Genomic DNA, 24238 nt, shown 5'->3' with positions numbered 1-24238 from the left:
GCGATTGACAGAGACATTTTAACGCTCTGTTAACCATGTCCGACCAATCTGGGGGGATGAAACACATCCTCGCCCTTCTGCCGTTTTTGATCCTCCCGGCCTGCGCGATCGACAGCCCTGCCTTGGGCTATTCCCGCGCGGGGTTTTCGACCGTCGAGTTGGGGGGGAATACCTACAGGGTCTACACTGAAGAGACCCGCAATTGTGTCGAAGTGCACCGGGTGAACATGGTGTTCCCCCCTCCCTCACGTTTGCAAATTCTGTTGGAAATGGAAGAAGCTGCGGTTCAGGTGACGGGTTGCACCCTCAAAAAGGGAACATTCGTTGGCGATCAAGCTATGTCCAAAGGTCAGCTGGATTGCAGCACTGGGACTGCGGCCAAAGAGTGGGTTGCGGGGACCTGTAACATCAAGCCTTGGCGGCGGCGTTGAGGCGTTTCTGAAAGGTGATCGAGGTGGGGCGATCATATCCCTCATGTGCCGTGCGCCCATGCTCTTCAAAGCCTAAAGCGTGGAATGTGGCGTGGTTTTCGACCAATTCCACCCGGGTCTGAAGTTCCAAGACCGTAAGCCCCATGTCCAACGCTCGCGCTTCGGCGTGACGAATGAGCTGACGGGCAAGCCCCTGTCCACGCAGGGTTTTTGCTACCGCAAGCTTGCCGATATAAAGTCGTCCGGCCATTTGCGTCAGGATCACACAGGCGCCGATTGGCGTGCCCATGGCCCAAATTTCATGAATATCGGCCTCCTTCACAAGCGTCTCCAAAGTGAGGCGATGCATCGAGGAGGGCGGATCAACCCGCCCATCCATATCGGCAAATTCCGCTTGGATCAGTCGCAAAACCTCCGGCACACGTGAATCATGTGCTAAAATTCGTTCCGGGATCATGTAAGCCCCTCCAAAAGTGCGCGCGCCGAATTGGATCGAGGCCGCCACAGCCCACGTCCTATCGCTTCCAAAAGCCGCTCTGCCATTTCCTTTAGCGCAGGTGCATTGTGATCCGCAATAAATGTGCGGGTCTCGTCATCCTCAAGGAAAGCGCCGTAAACCAGATCGAAATGGTGGTCCTTGACCGCATGGGTCGTGGCCGAAAAGGCAAAGAGGTAATCAACCGTGGCAGCGATCTCAAACGCGCCTTTGTAGCCATGACGTTTGACCCCGTCGATCCATTTTGGATTGACCACACGAGAGCGGATCACCCGACCGATTTCTTCGTCCAATGTACGGATCACCGGGCGTTCCGGGCGGGAATGGTCGTTGTGATAAATCGGCCGATCTTGTCCCTGCAATGTCGCCACTGCCGCCGCTGCACCGCCCTCAAATTGGTAGTAATCGTCGCTGTCCAACAGGTCATGTTCGCGGTTGTCTTGGTTTTGCACGATGGCCTCGACCTCTGACAGGCGTGCGGCAAATCCGGCGCGGTCTTTGACGCCCTCTTGCCCTGCACCATAGGCATATCCGCCCCATTCCAAATAGGCATCGGCCAGATCGGATCGGTTGTCCCAGATCCGCTCATCAATCATCGCCTGAAGCCCCGCACCATAAGCGCCGGGTTTTGACCCAAACACCCGTGCCGTGCTTTCGCCACGGCGCGCCCGCGCTGCGGCGGGGTTGTCCAATTCAGGTTCGTCCAAAGCCTGAACCGCGCGCGCAGCGCTATCGACCAGCGCGATCAGTTGTGGAAACGCATCGCGGAAAAAGCCGGAAACCCTAAGCGTCACATCCACCCGCGGACGCCCCAAAACGGACGCTGGTAGGATTTCAAATCCGGTGACGCGGCGCGACATCGCATCCCATGTGGGTTTGACCCCCATCAGGGCCAAAGCCTGGGCAATGTCGTCGCCGCCCGTGCGCATATTGGCAGTGCCCCAAGCGGTCACCAGCATCGCGCGCGGCCAGTCGCCTTGGTCCTGTAAATGCCGTTCAATCAAAAGATTGGCGGATTTCCAGCCCAGTTGCCACGCGGTTTGGGTGGGCACGGCGCGGGCATCGACGGAGAAAAAGTTGCGCCCGGTGGGTAGGACATCCAAGCGCCCGCGTGTGGGTGCCCCAGAAGGGCCGGGCGGTACAAAACGGCCATCAAGGCCGGTCAAAAGTGCGGACATTTCGGCGGGACCACAGGCGGTCACCGTGGGCAACACGGTATCGCGCAGATGTGCCAATACCAGTGCGGAGGCCGGGCCGGGGGCGTCAGCGTGCTCATCCAAAAGGGTTGCACACAACAGCTCCAACCGCTCAACGGTGTCGCCATGACTGCGCCAATTTGAATTGCTGACTTCGGTCAGGCAGTCCGGCTTCGGCCCCTTCCATGGTGCGGCCAAGTCACAGTCCAGCGGGTCGAATTTGAGAGCCAAATCCAGCGCCAAGGCCCGCACAAAGGAGGCGTCTGGCCCAGTACCATTGCCCCGAGGCACGCGCACCAAAGCCAGACCCAAATCCCGCGCCAAACGGCCTTTGGGGGCTGTGCCAAAAATGTGCAACCCATCGCGAATCTGCGCTTCTTTGAGTTCGCACAAATAGGCGTCCAGTTTCGCCAGATCTCCATCTTCGTCGCGCCCGGTCATACCGACGTCGCGGTCCAACCCGGTCACGGACGAGAGGCTCAAAATCTCTTTGCGCAGGCTAACAATGCGACGTGGATCGACTCCTGCGGCTTCGAAATACTCGTCCACCAAGGCTTCAAGGTCGCGCAGAGGACCGTAGGTTTCGGCGCGGGTCAAAGGTGGGGTCAGGTGATCCAAAATCAACGCCTGCGTGCGTCGTTTGGCCTGTGTGCCCTCGCCCGGATCGTTGACGATAAACGGATAGAGATGCGGCATCGGCCCCATAATGATCTCGGGATAACAGGTTTCCGAGAGCGCAAGCGCTTTGCCCGGCAGCCATTCGAGGTTGCCATGTTTGCCCATATGGACCAGTGCATCGGCTCCAAATTCAAAGCGGAGCCAAAAGTAAAAGGCCAGATAGTTGTGTGGCGGGACCAGATCGGGGGCATGATAGGTTTCAGTTGGATCAATGTTATACCCGCGCGCGGGCTGAATGCCGACGACCGCGTTGCCAAAGGTCAGCACCGAAAGGGCAAAGCCATCTTGGCCCACAAACGGGTCGTCTTCGGGGGGCCCCAACGCGCCTCAATCTCTTTTTGAACCTCGTAAGGTATAGAATTATATGCACTTTTATATGCGTCGAGCGACAATCGTACACCGCCTTCGCGTGTGGAACGATCTGTCAGCCAATTGGTCGGTCCGGCCAAGACCGCTTGCATCAATGCATCGCTGTCATCGGGCGCACCTATGATGCAATACCCCGCAGCACCAAGCTCTTTGAGGGTGTTCACCGTGGCGGCGGGTGTGTCGAGGCCGACACCATTGGCCAAGCGTCCATCTTTGTTTGGATAGTTGGCAAGGATCAGCGCCAGTTTGCGCTCCGCCTTATCGGTCCGGCGCAGGCGGGCCCAGCGGGCGGTCAGTTCCGCAACAAAAGCAATGCGCGATCCGTCAGCGTGATAGGTGGCGATGGTGCATTCTGTGGCGGCGTCAAAATAAGCCTCACCTTTGAATGAGACGGCACGAGACAGGATGCGTCCGTCGATTTCCGGCAAGGCGACGTTCATCGCGATGTCGCGGGCCGACAGTCCGGTTGTGCCCGCGTCCCATGCCTCATGCGACGCCCCCGCAAGCACGACTTGAAACACTGGGGCCTGATTGGCCGAGGGGGCGGCGAGGGGATTGTCCGGGCCTCCGCCATCGGGAGTGCCGACTGCGAAGGCTGTACAATTGAGGATGACATCTGGCGGCGCGTCCAAAAACAGGGCTTCTAATGTGGCGGCGGAAATCGGATCTTTGAGTGAGGCGACAAAGATCGGCATCGGGTTGAGTCCCTGACGCAACAGTGATTTCACCAAACGGTTGATCGGCGCAAGACCTGCGCCCTGAACCAGCGCACGATAAAAGATCAACGGTACAACGGGGGCGCTCTCTTGCCAGTGCAATTTTAGCTGATCCAGGTCAGCTATCCCGTCGCCGGGCCAATAAAGCCCCGCGCGCAACAGCGGTTTGGCTGGGCCGGGCTTGTCGCCACCGTCGATCAGCGCGCGTGCATAGGACAAAAACGCGACCGCATTATCCGCCCCGCCTTCGGTCAGATAGGCCCAAAGTTGATGATAATCCTCTGTCGGGATGGTCGACAAAGCGGCCAATTCCGCGTCGGGTTTGTCATCTCCGGGCAGGGCCACGAAAGGCACGCCCGCCTCATGCAGTCGCGCGGCATATTGTTCCACACCATATTTCCAATAGCCCGATCCGCCGAGCACGCGCGCGATCACCAGTTTGGATTTGGTGGCGCAGTCATCCAGATGCATGTCGACCGACATCGGGTGACGCAGATGCAACATCGAGGCCAAGCGCATCGCAGGGGGCTCAGTCATCATGGTGCGCGCCTCAGCGAGCAGAGCAAGCTCCGTGTCCGCAGCGGAAATCACCACCAAATCGGCGGGGGTTTGACCCAGATCGACGGCATCTTTGCCGTCATCAATGGAGCCGGGGGTGGCCGCGAGCAGGTGCATCGCTTTCTCTTTCCTTGTCTTAGCGCGCGTCTTGCGTCATGAGCGGGGAAACTCTCAGGAGACCCCTCAATGGATTATGGTAAAATGGGCGCCCCAAAACGTGGCAAGAACGCACCGAAGCATGATGAACATAACGCCAAGGGGACATCGAAAAACCCCTATGGGACAAAGACGCCCAAGGCGGAACTTTTGGCCAGGATGAAAGCGGCGGCTGAGGCAAAGAAAAGCGACACGTAAACCGCTTTTCTCTTCTCATTTAGGCGCTCAGCGCGGCCTCGATTGCGTGACGATCAAGGCCCGCTTCGCCAATGACGACCAGTCGAGTGTCGCGGGCAGCGGCCCCAAAAGGTTGGTCGAAATAGTGATCGACGCGAGGGCCAACGGCCTGAACGGTGAGGCGCATTGGTTTGCCCTCGACCGCCACGAATCCTTTGAGGCGCAGAATGTCGTGGGCGCGGATCACTTCGGCGATTTGGCTGGCAAAGGCCTTTGGGTCTTTGATTTCGCCGCGTGTCACCACAAAGCTTTCAAATTCGTCGTGATCATGATGGTGGTGATCGTCGTGCCCCCCGTCGTCATGGTCGTCATCGTGGTGATGGTGATGCACCTCGCCGCGCGCGTCCATATCGCCTTCTGATCCAATCCCCTGACCCAACAGAACGTCAATCGGCAACACGCCCATGCTTGCGCGAACAACCTGAACACCGCCGCGTGCCTCGTCTTTGAGTTTGGCAACCAATGCGTCGGCATGATTCTCGCCCAAAAGATCGGCTTTGTTCACCACGATCATATCGGCACAGGCGATTTGATCCTCGAACAGTTCAGAGAGCGGGGTTTCGTGGTCGAGGTTTTCGTCCAGTTTGCGTTGGGCATCGACGGCGGCGACATTATGGGCGAACCGGCCCTCATCGACAGCCTTGCCATCAACCACGGTGATTACACCATCGACGGTGACTTTGGTCGAAATCTCGGGCCAATTAAAGGCGCGCACCAAAGGTTGCGGCAGCGCGAGGCCCGACGTTTCAATCACGATATGGTCGGGTTTATTGTCCCGCTCCAACAGTTTTTGCATTGTCGGGATGAAATCCTCCGCGACCGTGCAACAGATGCAGCCGTTCGAGAGCTCCATGATGTCGTCCTCGGTACAGGTCTCGTCGCCGCAGCCTTTGAGGATGTCACCATCGACGCCCAGATCACCAAACTCGTTGATAATCAACGCGATGCGTTTGCCGCCCGCGTTGGCCAACATGTGACGAATGAGGGTGGTTTTGCCCGCACCAAGAAAGCCGGTCACAACCGTTGCTGGAATTTTCGCAGCCATTTTATAATGTCCTTTATGAAAACGCCGGAGCCACAGGATGTCCCGAGCCCCGGCGTGAAATCACCGAAATGAGCAGTCTCAGGCGGCCAAAGTGCGCGGCGACACCAGGCCGGTGTTGCCCAGACCTTTGATTGTTTTCGCTCCTGCCAAAACGGCCAGATCCACCAGAGGCTCGATCAAAATGACGGTCATGTAGGCGGCGCCAAAGGTGCCGACAGACGCCAGCGTGGCGGCGGAGACGCCTTGGCCGTAGAGCGCCCAGAAACCAACCCAGGCCACAATCCCAGCCTGATAGGTGGTCGAGAGCGCGAGGGCTTGTTTGTAACTGACATCGGCATAGGCAGTGCCCGGTGCGATGATGCGATCTGCGACCGCTTTGATACCAAAGAGCGGTACAAGCAGGGTGGTGACGTTCATGCCGTATTGCGGCAGATCGAAGGGGGCAAAAAACAGACCCTGTGCCAAAAGACCAAGCATCAAACCGAGTGCGGCAGGGGCCGCGCCAAACAGCAAGAAGAGCGTGGAGCCGAGGATCAAATGGACCTCAGACACGCCAACCGCGTGATGTGGCAGCACTTGGAAAAAGGTAAACACCGCGGCGGTCGACAGGGCTGCACGGGCCACAAAAGAGGCCACGCCTTTTTCGCCCAAAGCAGCGATAGAGTGTTTGAGAGTGTAAAGACCAGCGCCAGCGGCGGTGGCATAAGACAGCGCAATTTTTGCACCAGTCACGATTCCGGGTTCGATATGCATCGACAAGTCCTCCTAGGCCGTCATCCCCGACGGCGGGTTGGTATGAGGTCACGGCAGGTTTCCTGGCTCGCGGGTCAAAGCACCTTCGTCACCTTCCCAGAACTATGTGTTCCAGTGGCATGTCGACGGGCACTCACCGCTTACAGTCGCGGGGGCGGCTGTGGTTTTGCGCCCCGATTTGGGTCTCGCGCACCACATTCCCATTTCTCCCCTAAACGCTTGGCGTCGTGATGGGGAACCATAACGCGCCTATTTGGCGCATTGGCTTGTGCAGGGTCAAGCGCTTTGATCTTTTGCATCGACTTTCTATGACCCTGCTCAAAGAGAGTGCGCGCTAAATCGCAATATTTTGTGGATAACTTCGGTGTTTTGCCCAGATGTCGGTGTCACCCGGTTGACACATCCGTCGCAGTCCCAAACAGTTTTATCCACAAAGGAATCAACATCGAGGCCCCATTTGCGTTTCACCCGCCTGCGTCTCAATGGCTTTAAAAGTTTTGTAGACCCCACCGATCTTGTGATCGCGGATGGGCTGACGGGTGTTGTCGGACCGAACGGTTGTGGCAAATCCAACCTGCTTGAGGCGCTGCGCTGGGTCATGGGGGAAACCCGTCCCAAGGCAATGCGCGGCGCTGGGATGGAAGACGTGATCTTTGCCGGTGCGGCCTCTCGACCGGCGCGGAATTTTGCCGAAGTCATGTTGATGATCGACAACTCGGATCGGTTGGCCCCCTCCGGATTTAATGACAGCGACACGGTTGAGATCATCCGCCGGATCACCCGCGACGCAGGGTCCGCCTATAAGGTCAATACCAAGGACGTGCGGGCGCGCGATGTGTCGATGTTGTTCGCCGATGCCTCCACCGGCGCGCATTCTCCGGCGCTGGTGCGTCAGGGCCAAATCTCCGAATTGATCAACGCCAAACCAACCTCGCGGCGACGCATCCTTGAGGAGGCGGCGGGGATTTCCGGCCTCTATCAACGTCGCCATGAAGCGGAGTTGAAACTCAAAGGTGCGGAGACCAATTTGGCCCGTGTCGATGATGTGATCGAACAGCTTGCGGCGCAATTGGCTTCCCTGGCGCGTCAGGCGCGACAGGCGGCGCGCTATCGTGAGATTGGCATTGAATTGCGTCAGGCCGAGGGGCTTTTGTACTATCGCCGGTGGCGGGATGCCGACCATGCCCGTGTTGAGGCCGAGGATGTGTTGCGCACCCGTCTCAAACAAGCGTCTGAGGCCGAACGCCTTGCGCGTGATGCCGGAACACAACGTGAGGCCAAGGAAGCGGCCCTGCCGCCGCTGCGAGAAGAAGAGGCCATCGCCAGCGCGGTATTGCAGCGTCTCACCGTATCGCGCGATCAACTGGCCGACGAGGAAAAGCGCGCCCGCGATATGATCGAAACTCTGGCTCGACGGATTGATCAATTGGTCGCCGACATGGCCCGCGAGGAGCAACTCAACCGCGACGCAGTTGAGACGATTGCGCGGCTTGAATGGGAACAAAAGGAGCTGATCAAAGCCTCGGAGGGCCACGGGCCACGCTTGACACAATCGAGTGCGGAGGCGTCCGAGGCCAGTCAAATCTTGGCGGATCGTGAAACCACGCTGACCGAAATGACCGAAGATGTCGCCCGGTTGGCTGCGCGTCACCAATCGGCGAATCGTTTGGTCGAGGACAATCGCAAAACCTTGGAACGGGCGCGCGGCGATGCCGACCGGGCCAAGGCGGCCGTTGAGGACGCGAAATCGACGCTGTTTCGCTCGGCGGATGCGCTGGCGATGGCGGAAGAGGCACAGAGCGAGGCCAGCGAGCGGGCGGAATACACCGAGGCGGCGTTGATTGAGGCGGATGAGGCGCGGACCGAAGCGCAGACCCGCGAATCCTCGGCACGTGCGGCCCGATCTGAGGCGGAGGGTGAGGTCGGCGCGCTCAAGGCCGAAGTCCTGGCTTTGGGGCGGATGCTGGATCGTGATCAGATTGCGGGCACGCAGGTGCTGGATCTGATCCGCGTGACTTCGGGGTATGAAAAGGCACTTGGTGCCGCACTGTCGGATGATTTGCGCCAACCCGCGATTGAGGCTTATCAAGCCTCAGGTTGGGTCACTTTGCCGGATTATGCGGATGAACAGGATCTGCCCTACGGCGTGGAGCCGCTCAGCGACTATGTCTCGGCCCCAGCGGTTCTGTCGCGGCGCTTGTCGCAGATCGGACTTGTCCGCGCCGAAGATGGTCCGCGTCTTCAGGCCGATTTGGAGCCGGGGCAACGGTTGGTGTCGGTCGAGGGCGACCTGTGGCGCTGGGATGGTTATCGCGCGGGGGCCGAGGATGCGCCCTCAACGGCGGCTTTGCGCCTGCAACAGCTCAATCGGTTGGAAGGGTTCAAACAGGACCTCGTGGCGGCTGAGGCCAAAGCAGCAGGTGCGCTTCAGGCGCATGAGCATTTGAAGGCGGAATTGACGCGGTTGAGCGAGGCCGATCACGCCGCCCGCGAAGCCCGCCGGGCCGCAGACCGCGCCCTGTCCGAGGCGGCGCGCGCACTGTCGCGGGCCGAAAATGATCGGACCTTGGCCGAGGGCAAGGTTGAAAACCTCGGGCTGGCCGTGTCCCGCCACGAAGAGGATGCGCGCGGTGCCGAGGTGCGTCTGCGCGAGGCGGAAAAAACCGTGTCGGAACTGCCGGATTTGAGTGCGGCGCGCTCAGATATCGAAGAGGTCAAACTCGCGGTCGAAGCGGCACGGATCACCATGATGACGAAACGTTCGTCACATGACGAAATTCGTCGCGAAGGCGAGGCGCGCACGCGGCGTTCGCAAGAGGTGACCAAGGAGTTGTCCGGCTGGCGGCACCGTCTTGAAACTGCGGGTAAACGGGTGGCGGAGCTTCAGGCGCGCAAAGAGACCTCCGAGGAGGAATTGTTTGAGGCATCGGCGCAACCCGAGGAAATCGCTGAGAAACGCGAAGCGCTTTTGGAACAAATTGCCGAGGCTGAGAGCCGTCGGCAGCAGGCCTCCGATGCGCTTGCTTCCGGTGAAACCGCGCTGCGCGAGGCGGTGTCAACCGAGCGCGATGCGGAACGTGTGGCCTCTGAGGCGCGCGAAATCCGCGCGGCCTCCGAGGCGCGTCGCGACGCCGCGCGCGAGATGGTGGACGCCGCAGTGGAACGCATCCGCGAAGAGTTGGACAGCACGCCGGTTGCGCTGCTTGAGGAACTGGACGTTGATCCCGACACGATCCCGCCGCATGAAGCGATTGAGGTCGATGTGAACCGTCTCAAACGCCTGCGCGAAAGTCTTGGCGCGGTGAACCTGCGGGCCGAAGAAGACGCCTTGGAAGTGCGCGAAGAGCACGACACCTTGGTGAGTGAAAAACAAGATTTGGAAGAGGCGATCAAGACCCTGCGTGCGGGGATTGCCTCGCTGAACCGCGAAGGGCGCGAACGTCTTTTGACCGCGTTTGAACAGGTGAACGAGAATTTTTCGACCCTCTTCACCCACCTGTTTGGCGGCGGCGAGGCCAAGTTGATGATGGTGGAGAGCGACGATCCGCTGGAGGCCGGTCTTGAGATTATGTGCCAGCCGCCGGGCAAAAAATTGTCTACGCTCTCTCTGCTCTCTGGTGGTGAACAAACGCTGACCGCGCTTGCGCTGATCTTTGCGGTGTTCATGGCCAACCCGGCCCCAATTTGTGTGCTGGACGAGGTCGACGCGCCTTTGGATGACGCCAATGTCACGCGGTTTTGCGATATGTTGGACGAGATGACCCAGCGCACCGATACGCGGTTTTTGGTTATCACTCACCACGCCGTCACCATGGCGCGGATGGATCGCCTGTTTGGTGTGACCATGCAAGAACAGGGCGTCAGTCAGCTTGTGTCGGTGGATTTGAAAAAGGCAGAAGCTTTGGTCGCTTGATATTTTTCGCGACCAAAGCCGATTTTCTGATGTTTAGATGATTAGAGCTTGCTCAATAGCGCGGGTGTCGGCCAAGCATCGGCGGGCATCCCAAGACGCTGTTGTTCCATTTGCACGGCCTCTCGTGTCTTTTCGCCTAAAATGCCATCGACGCCGCCCACATCATGCCCCCGGCTTTGCAGCTTTTGTTGCAACTGCTTCATCTGCCCATCGGACAATCCAGTCTCAGGAGATCCGGCATTGTAGACCGGTGCGCCTTCGAGGCGGGCGGCGAAATAGGCCGCAGTGGTCACATAGACAAAGCTCTTGTTCCACTCAAAATAGACCTCGAAATTTGGATAGGCGAGAAACGCCGGGCCTTTGCGCCCCATTGGCAACAGCACGGAGGCCTTAAGCGAGGAGGGCCCGAACGATCCCGCGCGCGGTTTGACGCCGAGCTTTGCCCATTGCGCAACGGTCATTTTGTGATTGAGCCCGGTTTTGGACCAATCGAGATCGGCCGGCACAACAATCTCTTGCAGCCACGGCTCATTCGCGCGCCATCCCAAATGTTTGAGCATTTTCGCACCTGACATCAACGCATCAGGTGCGGATGTTTTAAGCCGGACATGGCCATCGCCATCGCCATCCACACCGTTTTGCAGGATGTCTTTCGGCAACATTTGCACCATGCCAATTTCTCCGGCCCACGCACCTTTGGTCGTGGTCGGATCGAAATCGCCATGTTTGTAAAGTTCAAGCGCGGCCAAGATTTGTGGTTGGAACAATTCGGGGCGACGACAATCGTGCCCCAAAGTCATCAGCGCATTCAATGTGTTAAAGTCGCCCTGCACCTGACCAAAGTCGGTTTCCAACGCCCAAAAGGCCAAAAGCACGCCGCGCGAGACGCCGTAGTCGCGGGCAATGCGGTCAAAGGTGGCATTGTATTTTTGCGAATATGTGCGGCCATTGTCGATGCGGTTTTGGCTGATCACAGCGCGGGAAAAGTCGATGAACGGTTTTTGGAAAAACCCTTGGGCGCGGTCGGCTTTGAGCACCGATTGCGTTTGCTGGGCGGAGGCGAAAAACCGATCCACCGTGGCTTTGTCATAGCCTTTAGACAGGGCTTCGGATTTCATTTTGCCAACAAATGAGGAAAATGATCCGCCACAGGGCACGTCAGCGACAGCAGGGGCGGCGAGGGTCAGGGCAAGAGCAAGGCTCAGAAAACGCATGGGTTTACCTTTTACATTGAGTTGCGCGCCACGATAGCGATCAGGCGCAAATTACGCAAATGACAGAGTGATGATACAGACCAGAGCGACGGCCCAAGCGGCCCAAAGACGCGCGCAGGCCATGTCGATGTCGCGCGGCATAGCTTTGGGTCGCCCGTCTGGATTGACCCATGGATAGTCGCGCAACGTGCCATGATAGGCGCGCGGGCCGGACAGGGCGACGTCCAGACTACGTGACAGGGCGGCTTCTGGCCAACCGGCATTGGGCGAGCGATGGCGGCGCGCCTCTTTGGTGATACTCCGCCAAAGCGACAAGGGCTTGCCCCAGGGGAACAGCAACACAGCGGTGAGCCGCGCCGGGATCAGGTTCAACAGGTCGTCAAACCGGGCAGAGGCCCAGCCAAAATCGCGGTGCTGATCGGTGCGATAGCCGATCATGCTATCGGCGGTGTTGACGGCTTTGTACATCAGGATGCCGGGCAGACCGAGCAGCAAAAACCAAAACGCGGGGCGATCACACCGTCAGAGAAATTTTCTGCAGCGGATTCGATGGCGGCGCGGGACACGGCAGACGCGTCCATGTCGGTGGTGTCGCGCCCCACGATCATTGCCACCGAAACACGACCCCTCCCAAGCGAGGATTCAAGCGCTCGCGCCACAGCTTTGACATGTTCGATCAAGGACTTATGAGCCAAGAGACTTGCGCCCAAGATGATATCCGCAAAGGGAATTTGGTCAAGGATGAGACCCAAAAAACCACTGCCCACGACCAAAGAAAGAAGCAAAATCACGCCTTTGGCTTTGCGTCTCTCCCCGTGGTTCATTCGCCGATCCGCCCAGCCAATGAGGCGACCAAGCAGTACTGCAGGATGGGGCATACGGTCCCAAAGCCATTTTGGTTCGCCCAAAAGGGCATCAAGGATCATGGCCAGAGACAGGGCAAAAGCCGTGGTCACAGCGCGGCCTCAAATTGGTCCCAACGATCCGCGGCAGGCAAGCCGAGGCGGACCCATCTGTCGGAATAGGGGAAGATGCGCGACCAGACGCGACCTTTGGCCAAATGATCTTGAAAGGCACGGGCATTATCGACGTCATAGAGCCGAAAAAGATCGGTGCCTCCGATCAGTTTCGCGCCTTTATTTTTCATAAGGACATCCATTTTGTCACAAGACTGTGCCAAATTGATCCGTGTCTGCATCGCCCAATCCGGGTCATTCAGGGCTTTTGTGCCAATCGCAAGCGCAGGCCCCGACACCGCCCAAGGGCCAGTGAGCGTTGAAAGCCGATTGATCCATTCCGGCGCGCCAATGGCAAAGCCGAGCCGCAAACCGGCCAGCCCCCAGAATTTGCCGAAGCTTTTGAGCACAATCGTATGCCCATCCATGACGCGCCCGATGTGGCTCATCTCCGGCATCACGTCGCAAAAACTTTCGTCGATGATCGTGATCGGCGCGGTCAACTCATCTGCGCGCCAAAGCCGCCCGTCCGGGTTGTTGGGGTGTACAGCGACCTGAACGGAAGGGGCAGTGCCGTCTACGGTCCAGCCATGCGCCTCAAAGGCGGCGGCATGTTCGTTGTAGGTTGGGGTTCTGATGTCTACGCGGGCTTTGGGCCAGAGCGCAGGCAGGCGGGCGATGAGGGCGGATGCGCCGGGGGCGGCCAAAATGGAGGCCCCTCGTGGCACGTTCCAAAAGGCACGCGCAGCTTGGATCAGCGAATCCTGCGCTGCGGCATCGGGTAGGGCTTCCCAGACGCTTGGCGGCATTTCGCCTATCGAATAGGCGGTCGGGTTGATGCCCGTGGAGAGGTCGATCCAGTCGGATTTCTCACCGCCAAACCGCGCCACAGCGGCATCAAGACCGCCGCCATGATCCCGGTGCCGACTCATGCGTCCTCGGCGGGATCAGAGGGGGGCGGAAGGTGGCGGGAGACGAAATGACCTTTGACGCCCTGCGGCCAGTCGCGGAACGGCACCTGCCCAGAGGGGGAGGCGGCATGTTGTGAGGCGTAGCTCACAATAGCGTCTGCATCCACGTTATTTCCGTCAAATTTTCCAAGGGAGTAGCCGATTTTACCAGTGCCTTGAACAATGATGTTGCAGGCACGTTCACAGCCCATCGTGCAGGCCACACGGCGGGTTTTGATCCCAGCGGCCGCGGCGCGGGGTTCGATCGCTTCGGCCAAAATTTCGCCATCGGTTTTATCCATCCCGCGCTCAGCCCAATCGGGTCGTTTACAGGTTTCGCAGATGGTGATCCAGGTGGGGGTTTGATGTGTCATGGGCCCTGTTTTGCCTTAGCTCGAAGAGAGTGCAAGTTAAAATCTTAGCTTTTTATCAGGGATTTGCTGTGGCAGCTTTGATTGACCCCGATCTTAAGGGTTCGTAAGGGTGTCTTACACAAGGTTTAAGATCGGACAACCTGCGCAAATGCGTTCAATCGGCGGTTACGATTTAGGAAGAATATGCGGGTATTGATCGTTGAAAAAAATCCAGATCTGGGGCGGATCTGGATGCGTCATCTTGAGCGTCAGGGCATGAGTGTGGCTTTGGTTTCGGGTCAGGACGCCGCGATTGAGCATATGCAGCAGGAGACCCCTGATCTGATCGTTTTGGATCTGGTCTTGAACGATGGCGCCGCCTTTGCCGTTGCAGATTACGCCAATTACCGCTGCCCTGACGCACGGGTGATTTTCACCACCAATGCCAGTTTTTTCTCGGACGGCTCCATCTTTCAACATTCGGCCAACGCCTGCGCCTTTGTCACCAAACAGGTGGACCCAGAGGATCTGTCGGCGATGGTCGAACATTACGGCAAAGCGGCCTCTTAAAACGCTGTTCTGAGCGATGCTCAGCCCCGCCCATGCGGCGCATCAAAATCCAAATCCGGTGTGATCGGTACAATTCGGTGCGGATTGATTGTGTCGTGGCTGTAGTAATAGTGCCGCACGATATGATCGAAATTCACCGTCTCACGCACCCCTGGCCATTGATAGAGCTCGCGCGTGTAGGCCCACACGGCGGGGTCGTCTTTCACCATGCGTTTGTTGCATTTGAAATGACCGTGATAGACTTTATCAAAGCGAACGAGCGTGGTGAACAACCGCCAATCGGCTTCGGTCACCTGATCTCCCATGAGATAGCGGTTCTCTGAGAGATGGGTTTCGAGCCAATCGAGACTGTCGAACAGCGGCGTGATGGCGGCGTCATAGGCCTTTTGCGTGGTGGCAAACCCGGCCTTATAGACGCCATTGTTGATCGTGTCATAGATGCGGGCATTCACCGTTTCGATCTCGTCACGCAGGGCGAGGGGCCAGAAATCATGGGTGTTTCCAGTGATCGCATCAAATGCCGAATTGAACATGCGGATGATTTCCGAGGATTCGTTTGAAACAATCGTGTGCCGTTTTTTGTCCCAGAGAATCGGCACGGTCACGCGTCCCGACACGTTTGGGTCAGCTTCGGTATAAATGTCACGCAGGAAGGGCTTGCCAAAGAGGGTGTCCCGGTGGCGCCGGGGAAATCCTGAGCAAAGGTCCAGCCCTCACTCAGCATATCGGGGTGAACAACGGAGACGGAAATCACGTCCTCAAGGCCTTTCAAGGCCCGAAAGATCAACGTGCGATGGGCCCACGGACAGGCATAAGAGACATAGAGGTGATAGCGCCCGGCCTCGGCCGCAAAGCCGTCATTGCCGGACGGTCCCGCCACGCCATCGGGCGTGATCCAGTTGCGAAAGCCAGCTGTGCTGCGTTCGAATTTGCCGCCTGATTTTGACGTGTCGTACCATTCGTCATGCCAGATACCGTCTTTCAAATGTCCCATCAAAGGCTCCTCACTGTTCGCGACCACCCTAAACGGGACGAGTTTGCGCGCAAACAGGTGTGAGAGCGCAGAAATGGTGCGCTTGTGCACATTTGCCCCACCCCGTTGGCGCTAAAGCATTTGCGCGCTCCCGACCCTCGGCCTATAGATGAGACCTATGACGACGCCCCGATACGGGGCCAGAGAGGTTGGCAGTGGCGGATCGACCCAAACCGGGGATTGCGCGCAGCATCGTCAAGTGTCCCAGCCTCCTTGAACCACGATCGCCCTGTTTGGGCATAACGACAAGGATATGACATGTTTCGCGTTATGACGCTCACGCTGACGTTTTTTGCTGCTCCTGCATTGGCCCATCCCGGCCATATCGCTGAGGCCGCAGGCCATAATCATTGGCTTGCGGGTGTTTTGATTGGCGGCGCGATTGCGACCGCCATTTGGGGGGCGCTCAAAGGCAAAAAACAAGAGCCTGAAGCGACAGAAACCGACCATGAGGCTGAGCCGCAGGAGGCATAATTTAAGATGAAAACTGGTGTGATGATTTGTGGTCATGGCTCGCGCAGCCAGGCCGCAGTGGACGAATTTGCCGTTTTGGCAGAGAAACTTCCCGCTCTTTTGCCCGCCGATTGGATGGTGGATTACGGCTATCTTGAATTTGCCAATCCGGTGATCCGTGACGGGTTGGACCGCCTGCGTGAGGCCGGATGCGAGCGCATTCTGGCGGTGCCCGGCATGTTGTTTGCCGCGATGCATGCGAAAAATGACATCCCGACGGTGCTCAACACCTATGCCGCCAAACATGGCATCACTGTCAGCTATGGTCGCGAATTGGGGGTCGATCCCAAGATGATCGCAGCCGCCGGTGCGCGGGTGCGTGAAGCGGTGGACCGGGCCAATGCCGAGCTGGGCGACTTGCCGCTGCATGAGACCGCGTTGGTCGTGATCGGGCGGGGCGCGTCTGATCCCGACGCCAATGGCAATGTCTCGAAAATCGCACGGATGTTGTGGGAGGGCATGGGCTTTGGTTGGTGCGAGGTCGGTTATTCCGGCGTCACCTTCCCGCTTGTCGAACCCTGCCTGCAACATGTTTCGAAGCTGGGCTACAAACGCGTCATCGTGTTTCCGTATTTCCTGTTCACGGGCATCTTGATTGATCGAATTTACGGTTTCACTGACCAGGTCGCAGTCCAGCATCCCGACATTCAATTTGTCAAAGCGGGCTATCTGAACGATCATCCGAAAGTGCTTCAAACCTTTGCGGAACGGGTGTTGGAACAGGACGGTGACGTGCCGATCCCGAACTGTGGTATCTGTGCCTACCGTACCCAAGTGCTTGCGATTGAAGGTCAAGAGGCCCGTCAAATCACCGTCGATGAGCGCGCAGCAGCGCGTGAAAACGGCAAGGGTCACCCGGCTTTTGGCGATGTGCCGCCGCCGACTTGTGTGCTGTGCAAATACCGCACGCAGGTTCTTGGGTTTGAGGCCGAGATCGGTGCGGTTCAGGAGAGCCACCATCACCATGTCGAAGGCCAAGGGGCCTCGGCCCCCGGATCAAACGTGGCCGATTGTGCGCTTTGTGATACGTTTTGCACGGGGCTTTGTCGGTTGGAAAAGGTCGCGCATGAGCACCATCACCATGATCACACCCATGGTCATGACCATGGCCACGATCATGCACACAGCCATATTCACGGCCATGACCACGATCATCATTTTGACGATCACGACCATGATCACTCTCATGACCACGTCCACCCGGAATACCCGCATGCCAAGCACCCGCACGGACCCGAATCCGCGCGCAAGTCTAAGGTCTGATTCCGGTGCGCCCCTACGAGAAAGATCCGCAGTCGATCTATGCCCAAAGTTTTGCCACCGTGCGTAAAGAGGCGCGGCTGGATCGGTTTGATGCCGGAATGGAACGCCTTGCGATCCGCCTGATCCATGCCTGCGGTATGGTTGAGGTTGCGGATCGTTTGGCCTTTTCGCCCGGTGCCTATGCGGTGGGTCACGCGGCTTTGATGGCGGGTGCGCCGATCTTGTGCGATTGCGAAATGGTCGGCGCGGGCATCATCCGGCGCTACCTTCCCGCCGACAATCAGGTGATCGTCACCCTCAATGATCCGCGCACGCCCGAGCGCGCCAAAGAGATCGGCAACACCCGCTCCGCTGCTGCTGTTGAGTTGTGGGAACCGCATCTGAAAGGCGCAGTTGTTGCCATTGGCAATGCCCCGACCGCGCTGTTTCATCTGTTGGAATTGATTGATCAAGGCGCGCCCAAACCCGCCGTGATCCTCGGGTTTCCTGTGGGATTTGTTGGTGCCGCGGAATCCAAAGCCGAGCTGGCAGGCAACCCTCGTGGATGCGATTTTGTGGCTTTGCGGGGCCGTCGCGGTGGGTCGGCCATCGCCTCGGCGGCGGTGAATGCACTGGCCGTAGGCCTGCCGGAGATCGGCGAATGAACATGCCGAAATGGCTTCACATCATCGGGATCGGTGACGATGGGTTGGAGAGCTTGAGCGCCGCCACGCGCAGTGTGATTGAGGAGGCAGAGGTGGTTTTTGGCGCGGAGCGTCACCATGCGCTGACCCCTACTCTTACCGGCCAACGCCGGGCGTGGCCCTCGCCGTTCAACGCCTTGATTGACGAGTTGATTGCTCTGCGGGGGCGTCGCGTGGTCGTGCTCGCAACAGGCGATCCGCTTTGGTATTCGGTTGGTGCGCGCATCGGTCACGAGATTGACCCGGCTGAAATCTTGTATCACCCACAGCTTTCCGCCTTTCAACTCGCCTCTGCTCGCATGGGCTGGTCGCTTGCGGATGTGGAAACACTGACTGTGCATGGGCGCCCGGCGGAGCAAATCATTCCCTTTCTTGGTTCCGGTCAAAAATTGCTCATTTTGACAAAAGGCCAAGAAACACCAATAGAAATATCTACTATTTTGATAGATCGTGGATTTGGCCCCTCGCGTTTGAGTGTTTTGGCGCATATGGGAGGCACGGACGAGGTCCGCTTTGATGGCATGGCCTCAAACTGGTCCCATGATGTGCCTGACTTTCACACCCTCGCGGTCGAGTGCATCGCTGAGGCGGGCGCAACGCCTTTGCCGCGCTTCGGCTTGCCGGACAGCGCCTTTGTCTCTGACGGTAATATGACCAAACAAGAGGTCCGTGTTGTCACTCTGGCCAAACTCGCGCCAAGGCGTGGTGCATTGCTTTGGGACATTGGCTGTGGCTCTGGCTCGGTTGCAATTGAATGGATGCGCGCGGCGCGGGATGCCCGTGCCATCGGGATCGAATGCCGCGCTGATCGTCGAGCCTTGGCGGTGCAAAATGCGCTGGCCCTTGGTGCGCCCGGTCTCAAACTGATTGATGCAACCGCCCCCAAAGGCCTGGCCGATCTGTCGTCACCTGATGCGGTGTTCATTGGCGGCGGTTTGACGCGTGCGGTGTTTGAGACCGCATGGAATGCTCTCGCCCCATTTGGACGGTTGGTTGCCAATGCAGTGACGCTTGAAGGCGAGGCGATGTTGATTGCGCTGCGCAGCGAATTTGGCGGCGAACTGACCCGCATGGCGGTGTCTCGTGCCAAACCTGTGGGCACTCTTTCGGGCTGGAAACCGTTCATGCCCGTCACACAATGGAGCCTGACCAAAGGAGGGCGCGCCCTATGAGCGGGACTGTCTATGGCATCGGCCTTGGCCCCGGCGACCCGGAACTGATGACGCTCAAAGCCGCCCGCCTGATTGGTGAGGCCAAAGTGATCGCCTATCCGACCTTAGCGGGCGGCGAGTCTTTTGCCCGCTCGATTGCGGCGGATTACATCACGGAAGGCACGCGCGAGATTGTCATGGATGTGCCAATGACGGTGGATCGCGCGCCCGCACAGGCCGCGTATGACATCGGGGCTGATGCGATCCGATCTGCCTTGGATGCTGGCGAGGATGTGGTTGTCCTGTGTGAGGGCGATCCGTTTTTCTACGGCTCGTTCATGTATCTGTTCGCCCGCCTCAAACGTGACTATGCGGTTGAGGTTGTGCCCGGCGTGACCTCTGTGACCACTTGTGCTGCGGTCGCCGGAATGCCGATGGCGGCGCGCAATGAGGTGGTCACCATCCTGCCTGCGCCGGAACTTGTCGGGCGTTTGGACCGTGGACACTCCATGGATGTGTTGCACAGCGCTGACACGCTTGTGGTGATGAAACTCGGCCGCCATTTCGCCCGTGTGCGTGCAGCCATTGATGCGGCGGGCCTGACGGAGAAAGCCGTCTATATCGAACGGGCCTCCACGCCTCATGAAGTGGTCCTGCCACTCTCAAAAGCGCCCGAAAAGGCGCCGTATTTTTCTATGATCCTCATCGTGAAAGGGGCCGACCCATGGCTGTGAGCCCGGTTGTCATCGCACTCAACGCATCTGGCGAAAAAACCGCCGCCCGCATTGCCGTTGCCTTTGGTTTTGAACTCCATGGGCGCGAGGGACGCACAGAGGCAAAGATCAGCTTTCCCAATGCGTTAGATCATGTTCGCACGCTGTTTGCGGCGGGCATTCCGGTGATTGGCGTGTGCGCCTCTGGCATCCTGATCCGCGCCGTTGCCCCTTTGCTCTCGGACAAAAAGACGGAGCCGCCGGTGATTTCGGTCTCTGACGATGGCTCTGTGGTCGTTCCGCTTTTGGGCGGGCATCGTGGGGCCAATCGACTGGCGCTGGACATCGCGCAGGCGTTGGAGTCCCAGGCAGCGATCACGACGGCGGGCGACGTGTCGTTGGGCATCGCTTTGGACGAGCCGCCGATGGGGTGGCGTTTGGGCAATCCGGACGCCGCGAAATCGACCATGGCCGCGATGTTGGCCCATGGTGGCGCATCTGTAACGGGCGATGAGGCGGGCAAAGCTGCGTGGTTGGCAGATGTTCCGCTGGCTGAGGGGGCGGAGTTGATCTGTACCGTTCGGGAGATGTCTGCGCCCAATGACACAACGCTTGTGTACCATCCGCAACGCTATGTCCTCGGGGTCGGGTGTTCGCGCAATTGCCCGCCCAAAGAGCTTGCCGATCTGGTTGGCGCGTTGTTGCAAAAGGCCGATATCTCGCCCAAGGCACTGGCCGCGATTGCGACGGTGGATGTGAAAGCGGATGAACCGGCGATCCTGGCCTTGGCGAAAACCTTTGACGTTCCGCTGCGCCTGTTCACAGCGGCAGAGCTTGAGGTCGAGACGCCGCGATGTGCCACCACTTCGGAGGTGGTGTTTGCGGAAATCGGCACCCATGGCGTGGCCGAAAACGCCGCACTGGCCTGTGGCGGCGCGTCAGTGACGTTGGCCGAACCAAAGATCAAAAGCGCGATGGCTACGACGTCCTTGGCGATCTCGACTGACGTGATCACCGCGCTCAATGGCCGTCCGCGTGGGCGTTTGTCCGTGGTTGGTATTGGTCCGGGGCAGGCGGCATGGCGCACGCCGGAAGTATCCAAACTTGTCGCAGAGGCCGAAGAACTTGTCGGTTATGGCCTTTATATTGATCTTTTGGGGCCTCTGGCCGTGGGAAAAATCCGCTCTGATTTCCCGCTGGGCGGCGAAGAAGATCGGTGTCGCTATGCCTTGGAACAGGCCGCCAAGGGCAAAAACGTTGCGCTCGTGTGTTCGGGCGATGCGGGCATTTATGCCATGGGCGCGCTGGTGTTTGAGCTGTTGGATCGCGGGCCGAATGAGCATGGCGTATCAGACGCCGCGCACAGGGTTGAGGTGATGTGTTCGCCGGGTGTTTCGGCGCTGCAAGGGGCCGCTGCGCGTGCGGGCGCCCCTTTGGGGCATGATTTCTGTGCCATCTCTTTGTCGGATCTTTTAACCCCACGCGCGGATATTATCCGCCGTCTTAGGGCGGCGGCAGAGGGCGATTTTGTCATTGCCTTTTACAACCCGGTGTCGAAAAAGCGGCGCACGCTTTTGGCAGAAGCGCGGGATATTTTGCTCCAACACCGCCCGGCTGACACGCCGGTGATGTTGGCGTCGAACCTTGGGCGTCCGACAGAATATGTCCGTTACCGACGCTTGAAAGACTTGCAAGTGGATGAGGTCGATATGCTCACGGTGGTGTTGATCGGCTCGTCCAATTCTCGCCTTGCCCAGCTTGGCGAAGGCCCGCGCATGTACACGCCGCGTGGCTATGCGCGCAAAATTGATGGAGACCTCGCATGACTGTTTTCTTTATTGGTGCGGGGCCGGGCGACCCGGAGCTATTGACCAAAAAGGCCGAGCGGATCATCGGTGAATGCCAGGTTTGTCTCTATGCAGGGTCTTTGGTCCCTGCCGAAGTTGTGGCCTGCGCCCCGGAGAGCGCGCGGGTTTTGGATACGGCGCCGATGACGTTGGATGACACTCATGCCGAAATCAAAATAGCACATGAAAAAGGCTTAAATGTTGCACGAGTGCACAGTGGAGACCCTTCTTTGTACGGTGCGATTGCCGAACAAATTCGCCGTTTGCGTGCTGATGGGATTGACTATGAGATCATTCCCGGTGTGCCCGCCTATGCTGCCGCCGCCGCCGCTTTAGGGCAGGAGTTGACCATCCCGGAGATCGCGCAGAGCATCATCCTGACCCGTGTGTCGATGAAATCCACCTCGATGCCTGCGGGCGAGACGCTTGAGAATTTCGCCAAAACCGGCGCGACTTTGGCGATCCATTTGGGCATTCGCAATCTGCGTGAAATTGAGCGGCAATTGGTGCCCTATTACGGCGCGGACTGTCCCGTTGTTGTTGCGTATCGCGTCGGCTGGCCGGATCAGATGTTGATCCGTGGCGCGTTGAGCGACATTCGCGAAAAAGCCCGTGAGGCGAAAATCACCCGCACGGCGTTGATCCTTGTTGGGCCAGCCTTGGGGGAGGTCGCAGATTTCAAAGACAGTGCGCTCTATGATCCTAAAATGCCGCATGTGCTGCGGCCTAAGGTGGCACCGTAAACTGCGGCAATCTGGTGACTCTTGGGGACAGGATGTCATCTGCCGTTAGGGTTAACTTGACCGAAACCAATCTTGGCCCATCATTGGACTATCACTCATCCGGTGAAACGCTCGGGAGGTTTGAGATGTCTGATTTTCTGCCCAAAGAGGTCCTTGAGGGACTTGAACAGGCACGTAAGGCCAAGCTGAAACGCCGCTCTCGCTTGCGGGTGCGTGTGGGCGATGCGACCTATCCGATCCTGCGGTCTTGGGAGACAGGGTTTGCGCTTGACCGTGAAAATTCCACGCATTTGCGGGGGCTTGTGGACGTTTATGATGGCTCAAAGCACCTCTATCAGGCACTGATTGTGGCCGCGCAAGAAGATGGTCACGAGATGAGTTTTGATTTCAAACGCGCGACACTTGCAACTGATAAGCCGCCTTTGGATTACGACCGGGCCGATGACGCCCCGGTCGCGCTTTTACCGAGTTTTCATTGAAGATCACTGAAGGCGGATTTTAGGCGAGATACGGCCTCCGTGACGCGCGCGGCTTGTGTCCCTAAGTTAAAGCGCAGCCCAAGTTCCCCGCCTGTGCCGAAGGGTGCGCCGGGGCTGGGAGCAATTTTGGCCTCCTCCGTCACGCGACGCCAAATCTCCGATGCCTCCATTCCGGTGCCAGAAAAATCGACCCATGCAAGGTAGGTGCCTTCAAGTTGGACGTGGGACAGGCCGGGAAGGTCCGCGATGCCGTTCGCAAAAATCCTGGCATTCTCGGAGAGGTAGAGGGTGAGTGCATCGACCCATTTCGCCCCTTTTTCAGACAAGCAGGCGCGTGTCAGGACCGTTCCTAAAAGGTTGGGCGCAAGGTCGGCTTTGTGAACTGTGTTGCGGAATTCGCGACGCAAAACCGGATCTGAAATGGTGACACAACCCAAACGGGTTCCCGCAATGGAAAAGGTTTTTGAGGCCGATGTCATGGTGACCAGGCGGGATGCATACTCTGGTGCCACCAAAGCCGTCGGCGTATGGCTGTGCCCGGTCAGGATCAGGTCGTGATGGACCTCGTCGGAGACCAATAAAAGATCATGGCGCGCACAAAAATCAACAATCTGGCGCAACTCTTTGCGGGTCCAAACGTGGCCAGCCGGATTGTGCGGTGAGGACAGAAGTAGGATTTTTTCCCGCCCCGTCATAAGCGCATCGAAGGCGTCGAAATCCGGCAAAAGCCCGGCTTCGGTCACACTGAGAGGCAATTCCGTGACCGTGCGGCCATTGCGGGCAATTTTTGACGCGAATTCATGATAGACAGGGGTGAAGATCGCCACCGCATCACCCGGCTCGGTCCAGGTCTGAATGGAAAAGGCGATGGCGTTGCCAAGGCTGGCGGTGGCTGTGATCCAATCGGTGTCGATGTCCCAAGCGTGCCGGGTCTTTATCCACCATTGCACGGCTTCAAACATACTGTCGATATGGGCGAAATAGCCGAAATCACCTGCATCCGCCAAGGCATGCACCGCCTCTGTGATGAAGTCAGGGGCCTTAAAATCCATATCCGCCACCCACATCGGCAGTACATCAGGCGAGGGGGGAATACCAAGGGCCGCGTGTGTCATGGTCCATTTGCTCGATCGTGTTGCAACGCGGTCGTACATCGTGTCAAAACTGTAGTGCGTCATCGCAATCCTCATTGCTATTTATGCCAACGTACTGGGGTCAGGCG

Annotated in this window: 19 protein-coding genes, 3 pseudogenes and 1 riboswitch; of the genes and pseudogenes, 12 read left to right on the top strand and 10 right to left on the bottom strand. The window is 58.4% G+C overall.

What is annotated here, in order from left to right; all coding sequences use genetic code 11:
- Positions 1 to 35: 35 nt before the first annotated feature.
- On the top strand, positions 36 to 431 hold the full coding sequence (locus DA792_RS15345) for a hypothetical protein (protein WP_107720802.1): 396 nt from the start codon (positions 36 to 38) through the stop codon (positions 429 to 431).
- Here DA792_RS15345 and DA792_RS15340 read toward each other — a convergent pair.
- Positions 409 to 888, bottom strand: a complete 480-nt coding sequence (locus DA792_RS15340; protein ID WP_107722727.1) for a GNAT family N-acetyltransferase — start codon at positions 886 to 888, stop codon at positions 409 to 411. The two genes, DA792_RS15345 and DA792_RS15340, sit on opposite strands and share 23 nt — an antisense overlap.
- A pseudogene (cobN, locus tag DA792_RS15335) lies at positions 885 to 4561 on the bottom strand (cobaltochelatase subunit CobN). The gene DA792_RS15340 and the pseudogene cobN overlap by 4 nt, the downstream one beginning before the upstream one ends.
- Before the next feature lie 69 nt (positions 4562 to 4630).
- Between cobN and DA792_RS22460 the strand changes: the two are divergent.
- Complete coding sequence (locus DA792_RS22460) at positions 4631 to 4798, top strand: hypothetical protein (protein WP_199908074.1); 168 nt, start codon at positions 4631 to 4633, stop codon at positions 4796 to 4798.
- A 19-nt stretch (positions 4799 to 4817) separates the two neighbouring features.
- Here DA792_RS22460 and cobW read toward each other — a convergent pair whose 3' ends face one another.
- Entirely contained in the window at positions 4818 to 5882 is a 1065-nt protein-coding gene (gene cobW / locus DA792_RS15330; protein WP_107720800.1) for a cobalamin biosynthesis protein CobW, read from the bottom strand.
- A gap of 78 nt (positions 5883 to 5960) precedes the next feature.
- Positions 5961 to 6635 carry an energy-coupling factor ABC transporter permease gene (locus DA792_RS15325; RefSeq protein WP_107720798.1) on the bottom strand — a complete coding sequence of 225 codons (675 nt, stop codon included), beginning with the start codon at positions 6633 to 6635 and terminating at the stop codon, positions 5961 to 5963.
- Between the two features lie 35 nt (positions 6636 to 6670).
- A riboswitch (cobalamin riboswitch) is annotated at positions 6671 to 6893 on the bottom strand.
- A gap of 199 nt (positions 6894 to 7092) precedes the next feature.
- Between DA792_RS15325 and smc the strand changes: the two genes are divergently transcribed.
- A complete protein-coding gene (gene smc, locus DA792_RS15320; RefSeq protein WP_107720796.1) occupies positions 7093 to 10548 on the top strand; it encodes a chromosome segregation protein SMC in 3456 nt (1151 codons plus the stop codon).
- A gap of 41 nt (positions 10549 to 10589) precedes the next feature.
- Here the strand turns inward: smc and DA792_RS15315 are convergent, their stop codons facing one another.
- From DA792_RS15315 to DA792_RS15300, 4 genes and pseudogenes are all read right to left on the bottom strand, one after another.
- Positions 10590 to 11762 carry a lytic murein transglycosylase gene (locus tag DA792_RS15315; protein ID WP_107720795.1) on the bottom strand — a complete coding sequence of 391 codons (1173 nt, stop codon included), beginning with the start codon at positions 11760 to 11762 and terminating at the stop codon, positions 10590 to 10592.
- Positions 11763 to 11813: 51 nt separating this feature from the next.
- Positions 11814 to 12718, bottom strand: a pseudogene (gene cbiB / locus DA792_RS15310) (adenosylcobinamide-phosphate synthase CbiB).
- Positions 12715 to 13650: a threonine-phosphate decarboxylase gene (locus tag DA792_RS15305; RefSeq protein ID WP_107720793.1), complete on the bottom strand. Its 936-nt coding sequence runs from the start codon at positions 13648 to 13650 to the stop codon at positions 12715 to 12717. Before DA792_RS15305 ends, cbiB begins: the two are co-directional and overlap by 4 nt.
- On the bottom strand, positions 13647 to 14042 hold the full coding sequence (locus DA792_RS15300; protein ID WP_107720791.1) for a DUF1636 family protein: 396 nt from the start codon (positions 14040 to 14042) through the stop codon (positions 13647 to 13649). The genes DA792_RS15305 and DA792_RS15300 overlap by 4 nt, the downstream gene beginning before the upstream one ends.
- Positions 14043 to 14225: 183 nt before the next feature.
- Here DA792_RS15300 and DA792_RS15295 point away from each other — a divergent pair, with 183 nt between their 5' ends.
- Positions 14226 to 14591 (top strand): response regulator transcription factor, encoded by a 366-nt coding sequence (locus tag DA792_RS15295; RefSeq protein ID WP_107720790.1) that lies wholly within the window; start codon positions 14226 to 14228, stop codon positions 14589 to 14591.
- A 20-nt stretch (positions 14592 to 14611) separates the two neighbouring features.
- Here DA792_RS15295 and DA792_RS15290 read toward each other — a convergent pair.
- Positions 14612 to 15585: pseudogene (locus DA792_RS15290) on the bottom strand (glutathione S-transferase family protein).
- Between the two features lie 297 nt (positions 15586 to 15882).
- On the opposite strand from DA792_RS15290, the gene DA792_RS15285 reads away from it, so the two are divergent.
- The 8 genes from DA792_RS15285 to DA792_RS15250 all read left to right on the top strand — a co-directional run bounded on the left by DA792_RS15285 (position 15883) and on the right by DA792_RS15250 (position 23016).
- Positions 15883 to 16098, top strand: coding sequence for a DUF6732 family protein (locus DA792_RS15285; RefSeq protein WP_107720788.1), 216 nt, complete (start codon positions 15883 to 15885; stop codon positions 16096 to 16098).
- A 6-nt stretch (positions 16099 to 16104) separates the two neighbouring features.
- Complete coding sequence (locus DA792_RS15280; RefSeq protein WP_107720786.1) at positions 16105 to 17400, top strand: sirohydrochlorin chelatase; 1296 nt, start codon at positions 16105 to 16107, stop codon at positions 17398 to 17400.
- A gap of 5 nt (positions 17401 to 17405) precedes the next feature.
- Positions 17406 to 18044, top strand: coding sequence for a precorrin-8X methylmutase (locus DA792_RS15275; RefSeq protein WP_199908073.1), 639 nt, complete (start codon positions 17406 to 17408; stop codon positions 18042 to 18044).
- Complete coding sequence (cbiE, locus tag DA792_RS15270) at positions 18041 to 19255, top strand: precorrin-6y C5,15-methyltransferase (decarboxylating) subunit CbiE (RefSeq protein ID WP_107720782.1); 1215 nt, start codon at positions 18041 to 18043, stop codon at positions 19253 to 19255. Before DA792_RS15275 ends, cbiE begins: the two co-directional genes overlap by 4 nt.
- Positions 19252 to 19968, top strand: a complete 717-nt coding sequence (cobI, locus tag DA792_RS15265; RefSeq protein WP_107720780.1) for a precorrin-2 C(20)-methyltransferase — start codon at positions 19252 to 19254, stop codon at positions 19966 to 19968. Before cbiE ends, cobI begins: the two co-directional genes overlap by 4 nt.
- Positions 19959 to 21773, top strand: coding sequence for a precorrin-3B C(17)-methyltransferase (gene cobJ / locus DA792_RS15260; protein ID WP_107720777.1), 1815 nt, complete (start codon positions 19959 to 19961; stop codon positions 21771 to 21773). Before cobI ends, cobJ begins: the two co-directional genes overlap by 10 nt.
- Positions 21770 to 22537, top strand: a complete 768-nt coding sequence (gene cobM / locus DA792_RS15255) for a precorrin-4 C(11)-methyltransferase (protein WP_107720776.1) — start codon at positions 21770 to 21772, stop codon at positions 22535 to 22537. The genes cobJ and cobM overlap by 4 nt, the downstream gene beginning before the upstream one ends.
- 125 nt (positions 22538 to 22662) lie before the next feature.
- Entirely contained in the window at positions 22663 to 23016 is a 354-nt protein-coding gene (locus DA792_RS15250) for a hypothetical protein (protein WP_107722726.1), read from the top strand.
- Here DA792_RS15250 and DA792_RS15245 read toward each other — a convergent pair.
- The gene (locus DA792_RS15245) at positions 23010 to 24194 is read right to left on the bottom strand and encodes a MalY/PatB family protein (protein WP_107720774.1); all 1185 of its coding nucleotides are present in this window, start codon (positions 24192 to 24194) and stop codon (positions 23010 to 23012) included. The two genes, DA792_RS15250 and DA792_RS15245, sit on opposite strands and share 7 nt — an antisense overlap.
- Positions 24195 to 24238 lie beyond the last annotated feature (44 nt).

Origin of the sequence: Celeribacter baekdonensis (genome assembly GCF_003047105.1) — a bacterium.
Taxonomy (GTDB): domain Bacteria; phylum Pseudomonadota; class Alphaproteobacteria; order Rhodobacterales; family Rhodobacteraceae; genus Celeribacter; species Celeribacter baekdonensis_B.
Note: the sequence above shows the minus strand (reverse complement) of the source record. Positions and strands in the feature narration are given on the sequence as shown.

Excerpts from the sequence above, each read along its gene's own strand:
- DA792_RS15345 (WP_107720802.1), top strand. The coding sequence starts at position 36 with ATGTCCGACCAATCTGGGGGGATGAAACACATCCTCGCCCTTCTGCCG.
- DA792_RS15340 (WP_107722727.1), bottom strand. The coding sequence starts at position 888 with ATGATCCCGGAACGAATTTTAGCACATGATTCACGTGTGCCGGAGGTT.
- DA792_RS22460 (WP_199908074.1), top strand. The coding sequence starts at position 4,631 with ATGGATTATGGTAAAATGGGCGCCCCAAAACGTGGCAAGAACGCACCG.
- cobW (WP_107720800.1), bottom strand. The coding sequence starts at position 5,882 with ATGGCTGCGAAAATTCCAGCAACGGTTGTGACCGGCTTTCTTGGTGCG.
- DA792_RS15325 (WP_107720798.1), bottom strand. The coding sequence starts at position 6,635 with ATGCATATCGAACCCGGAATCGTGACTGGTGCAAAAATTGCGCTGTCT.
- DA792_RS15315 (WP_107720795.1), bottom strand. The coding sequence starts at position 11,762 with ATGCGTTTTCTGAGCCTTGCTCTTGCCCTGACCCTCGCCGCCCCTGCT.
- DA792_RS15305 (WP_107720793.1), bottom strand. The coding sequence starts at position 13,650 with ATGAGTCGGCACCGGGATCATGGCGGCGGTCTTGATGCCGCTGTGGCG.
- DA792_RS15300 (WP_107720791.1), bottom strand. The coding sequence starts at position 14,042 with ATGACACATCAAACCCCCACCTGGATCACCATCTGCGAAACCTGTAAA.
- DA792_RS15295 (WP_107720790.1), top strand. The coding sequence starts at position 14,226 with ATGCGGGTATTGATCGTTGAAAAAAATCCAGATCTGGGGCGGATCTGG.
- DA792_RS15285 (WP_107720788.1), top strand. The coding sequence starts at position 15,883 with ATGTTTCGCGTTATGACGCTCACGCTGACGTTTTTTGCTGCTCCTGCA.
- DA792_RS15280 (WP_107720786.1), top strand. The coding sequence starts at position 16,105 with ATGAAAACTGGTGTGATGATTTGTGGTCATGGCTCGCGCAGCCAGGCC.
- cbiE (WP_107720782.1), top strand. The coding sequence starts at position 18,041 with ATGAACATGCCGAAATGGCTTCACATCATCGGGATCGGTGACGATGGG.
- cobI (WP_107720780.1), top strand. The coding sequence starts at position 19,252 with ATGAGCGGGACTGTCTATGGCATCGGCCTTGGCCCCGGCGACCCGGAA.
- cobJ (WP_107720777.1), top strand. The coding sequence starts at position 19,959 with ATGGCTGTGAGCCCGGTTGTCATCGCACTCAACGCATCTGGCGAAAAA.
- cobM (WP_107720776.1), top strand. The coding sequence starts at position 21,770 with ATGACTGTTTTCTTTATTGGTGCGGGGCCGGGCGACCCGGAGCTATTG.
- DA792_RS15250 (WP_107722726.1), top strand. The coding sequence starts at position 22,663 with ATGTCTGATTTTCTGCCCAAAGAGGTCCTTGAGGGACTTGAACAGGCA.
- DA792_RS15245 (WP_107720774.1), bottom strand. The coding sequence starts at position 24,194 with ATGACGCACTACAGTTTTGACACGATGTACGACCGCGTTGCAACACGA.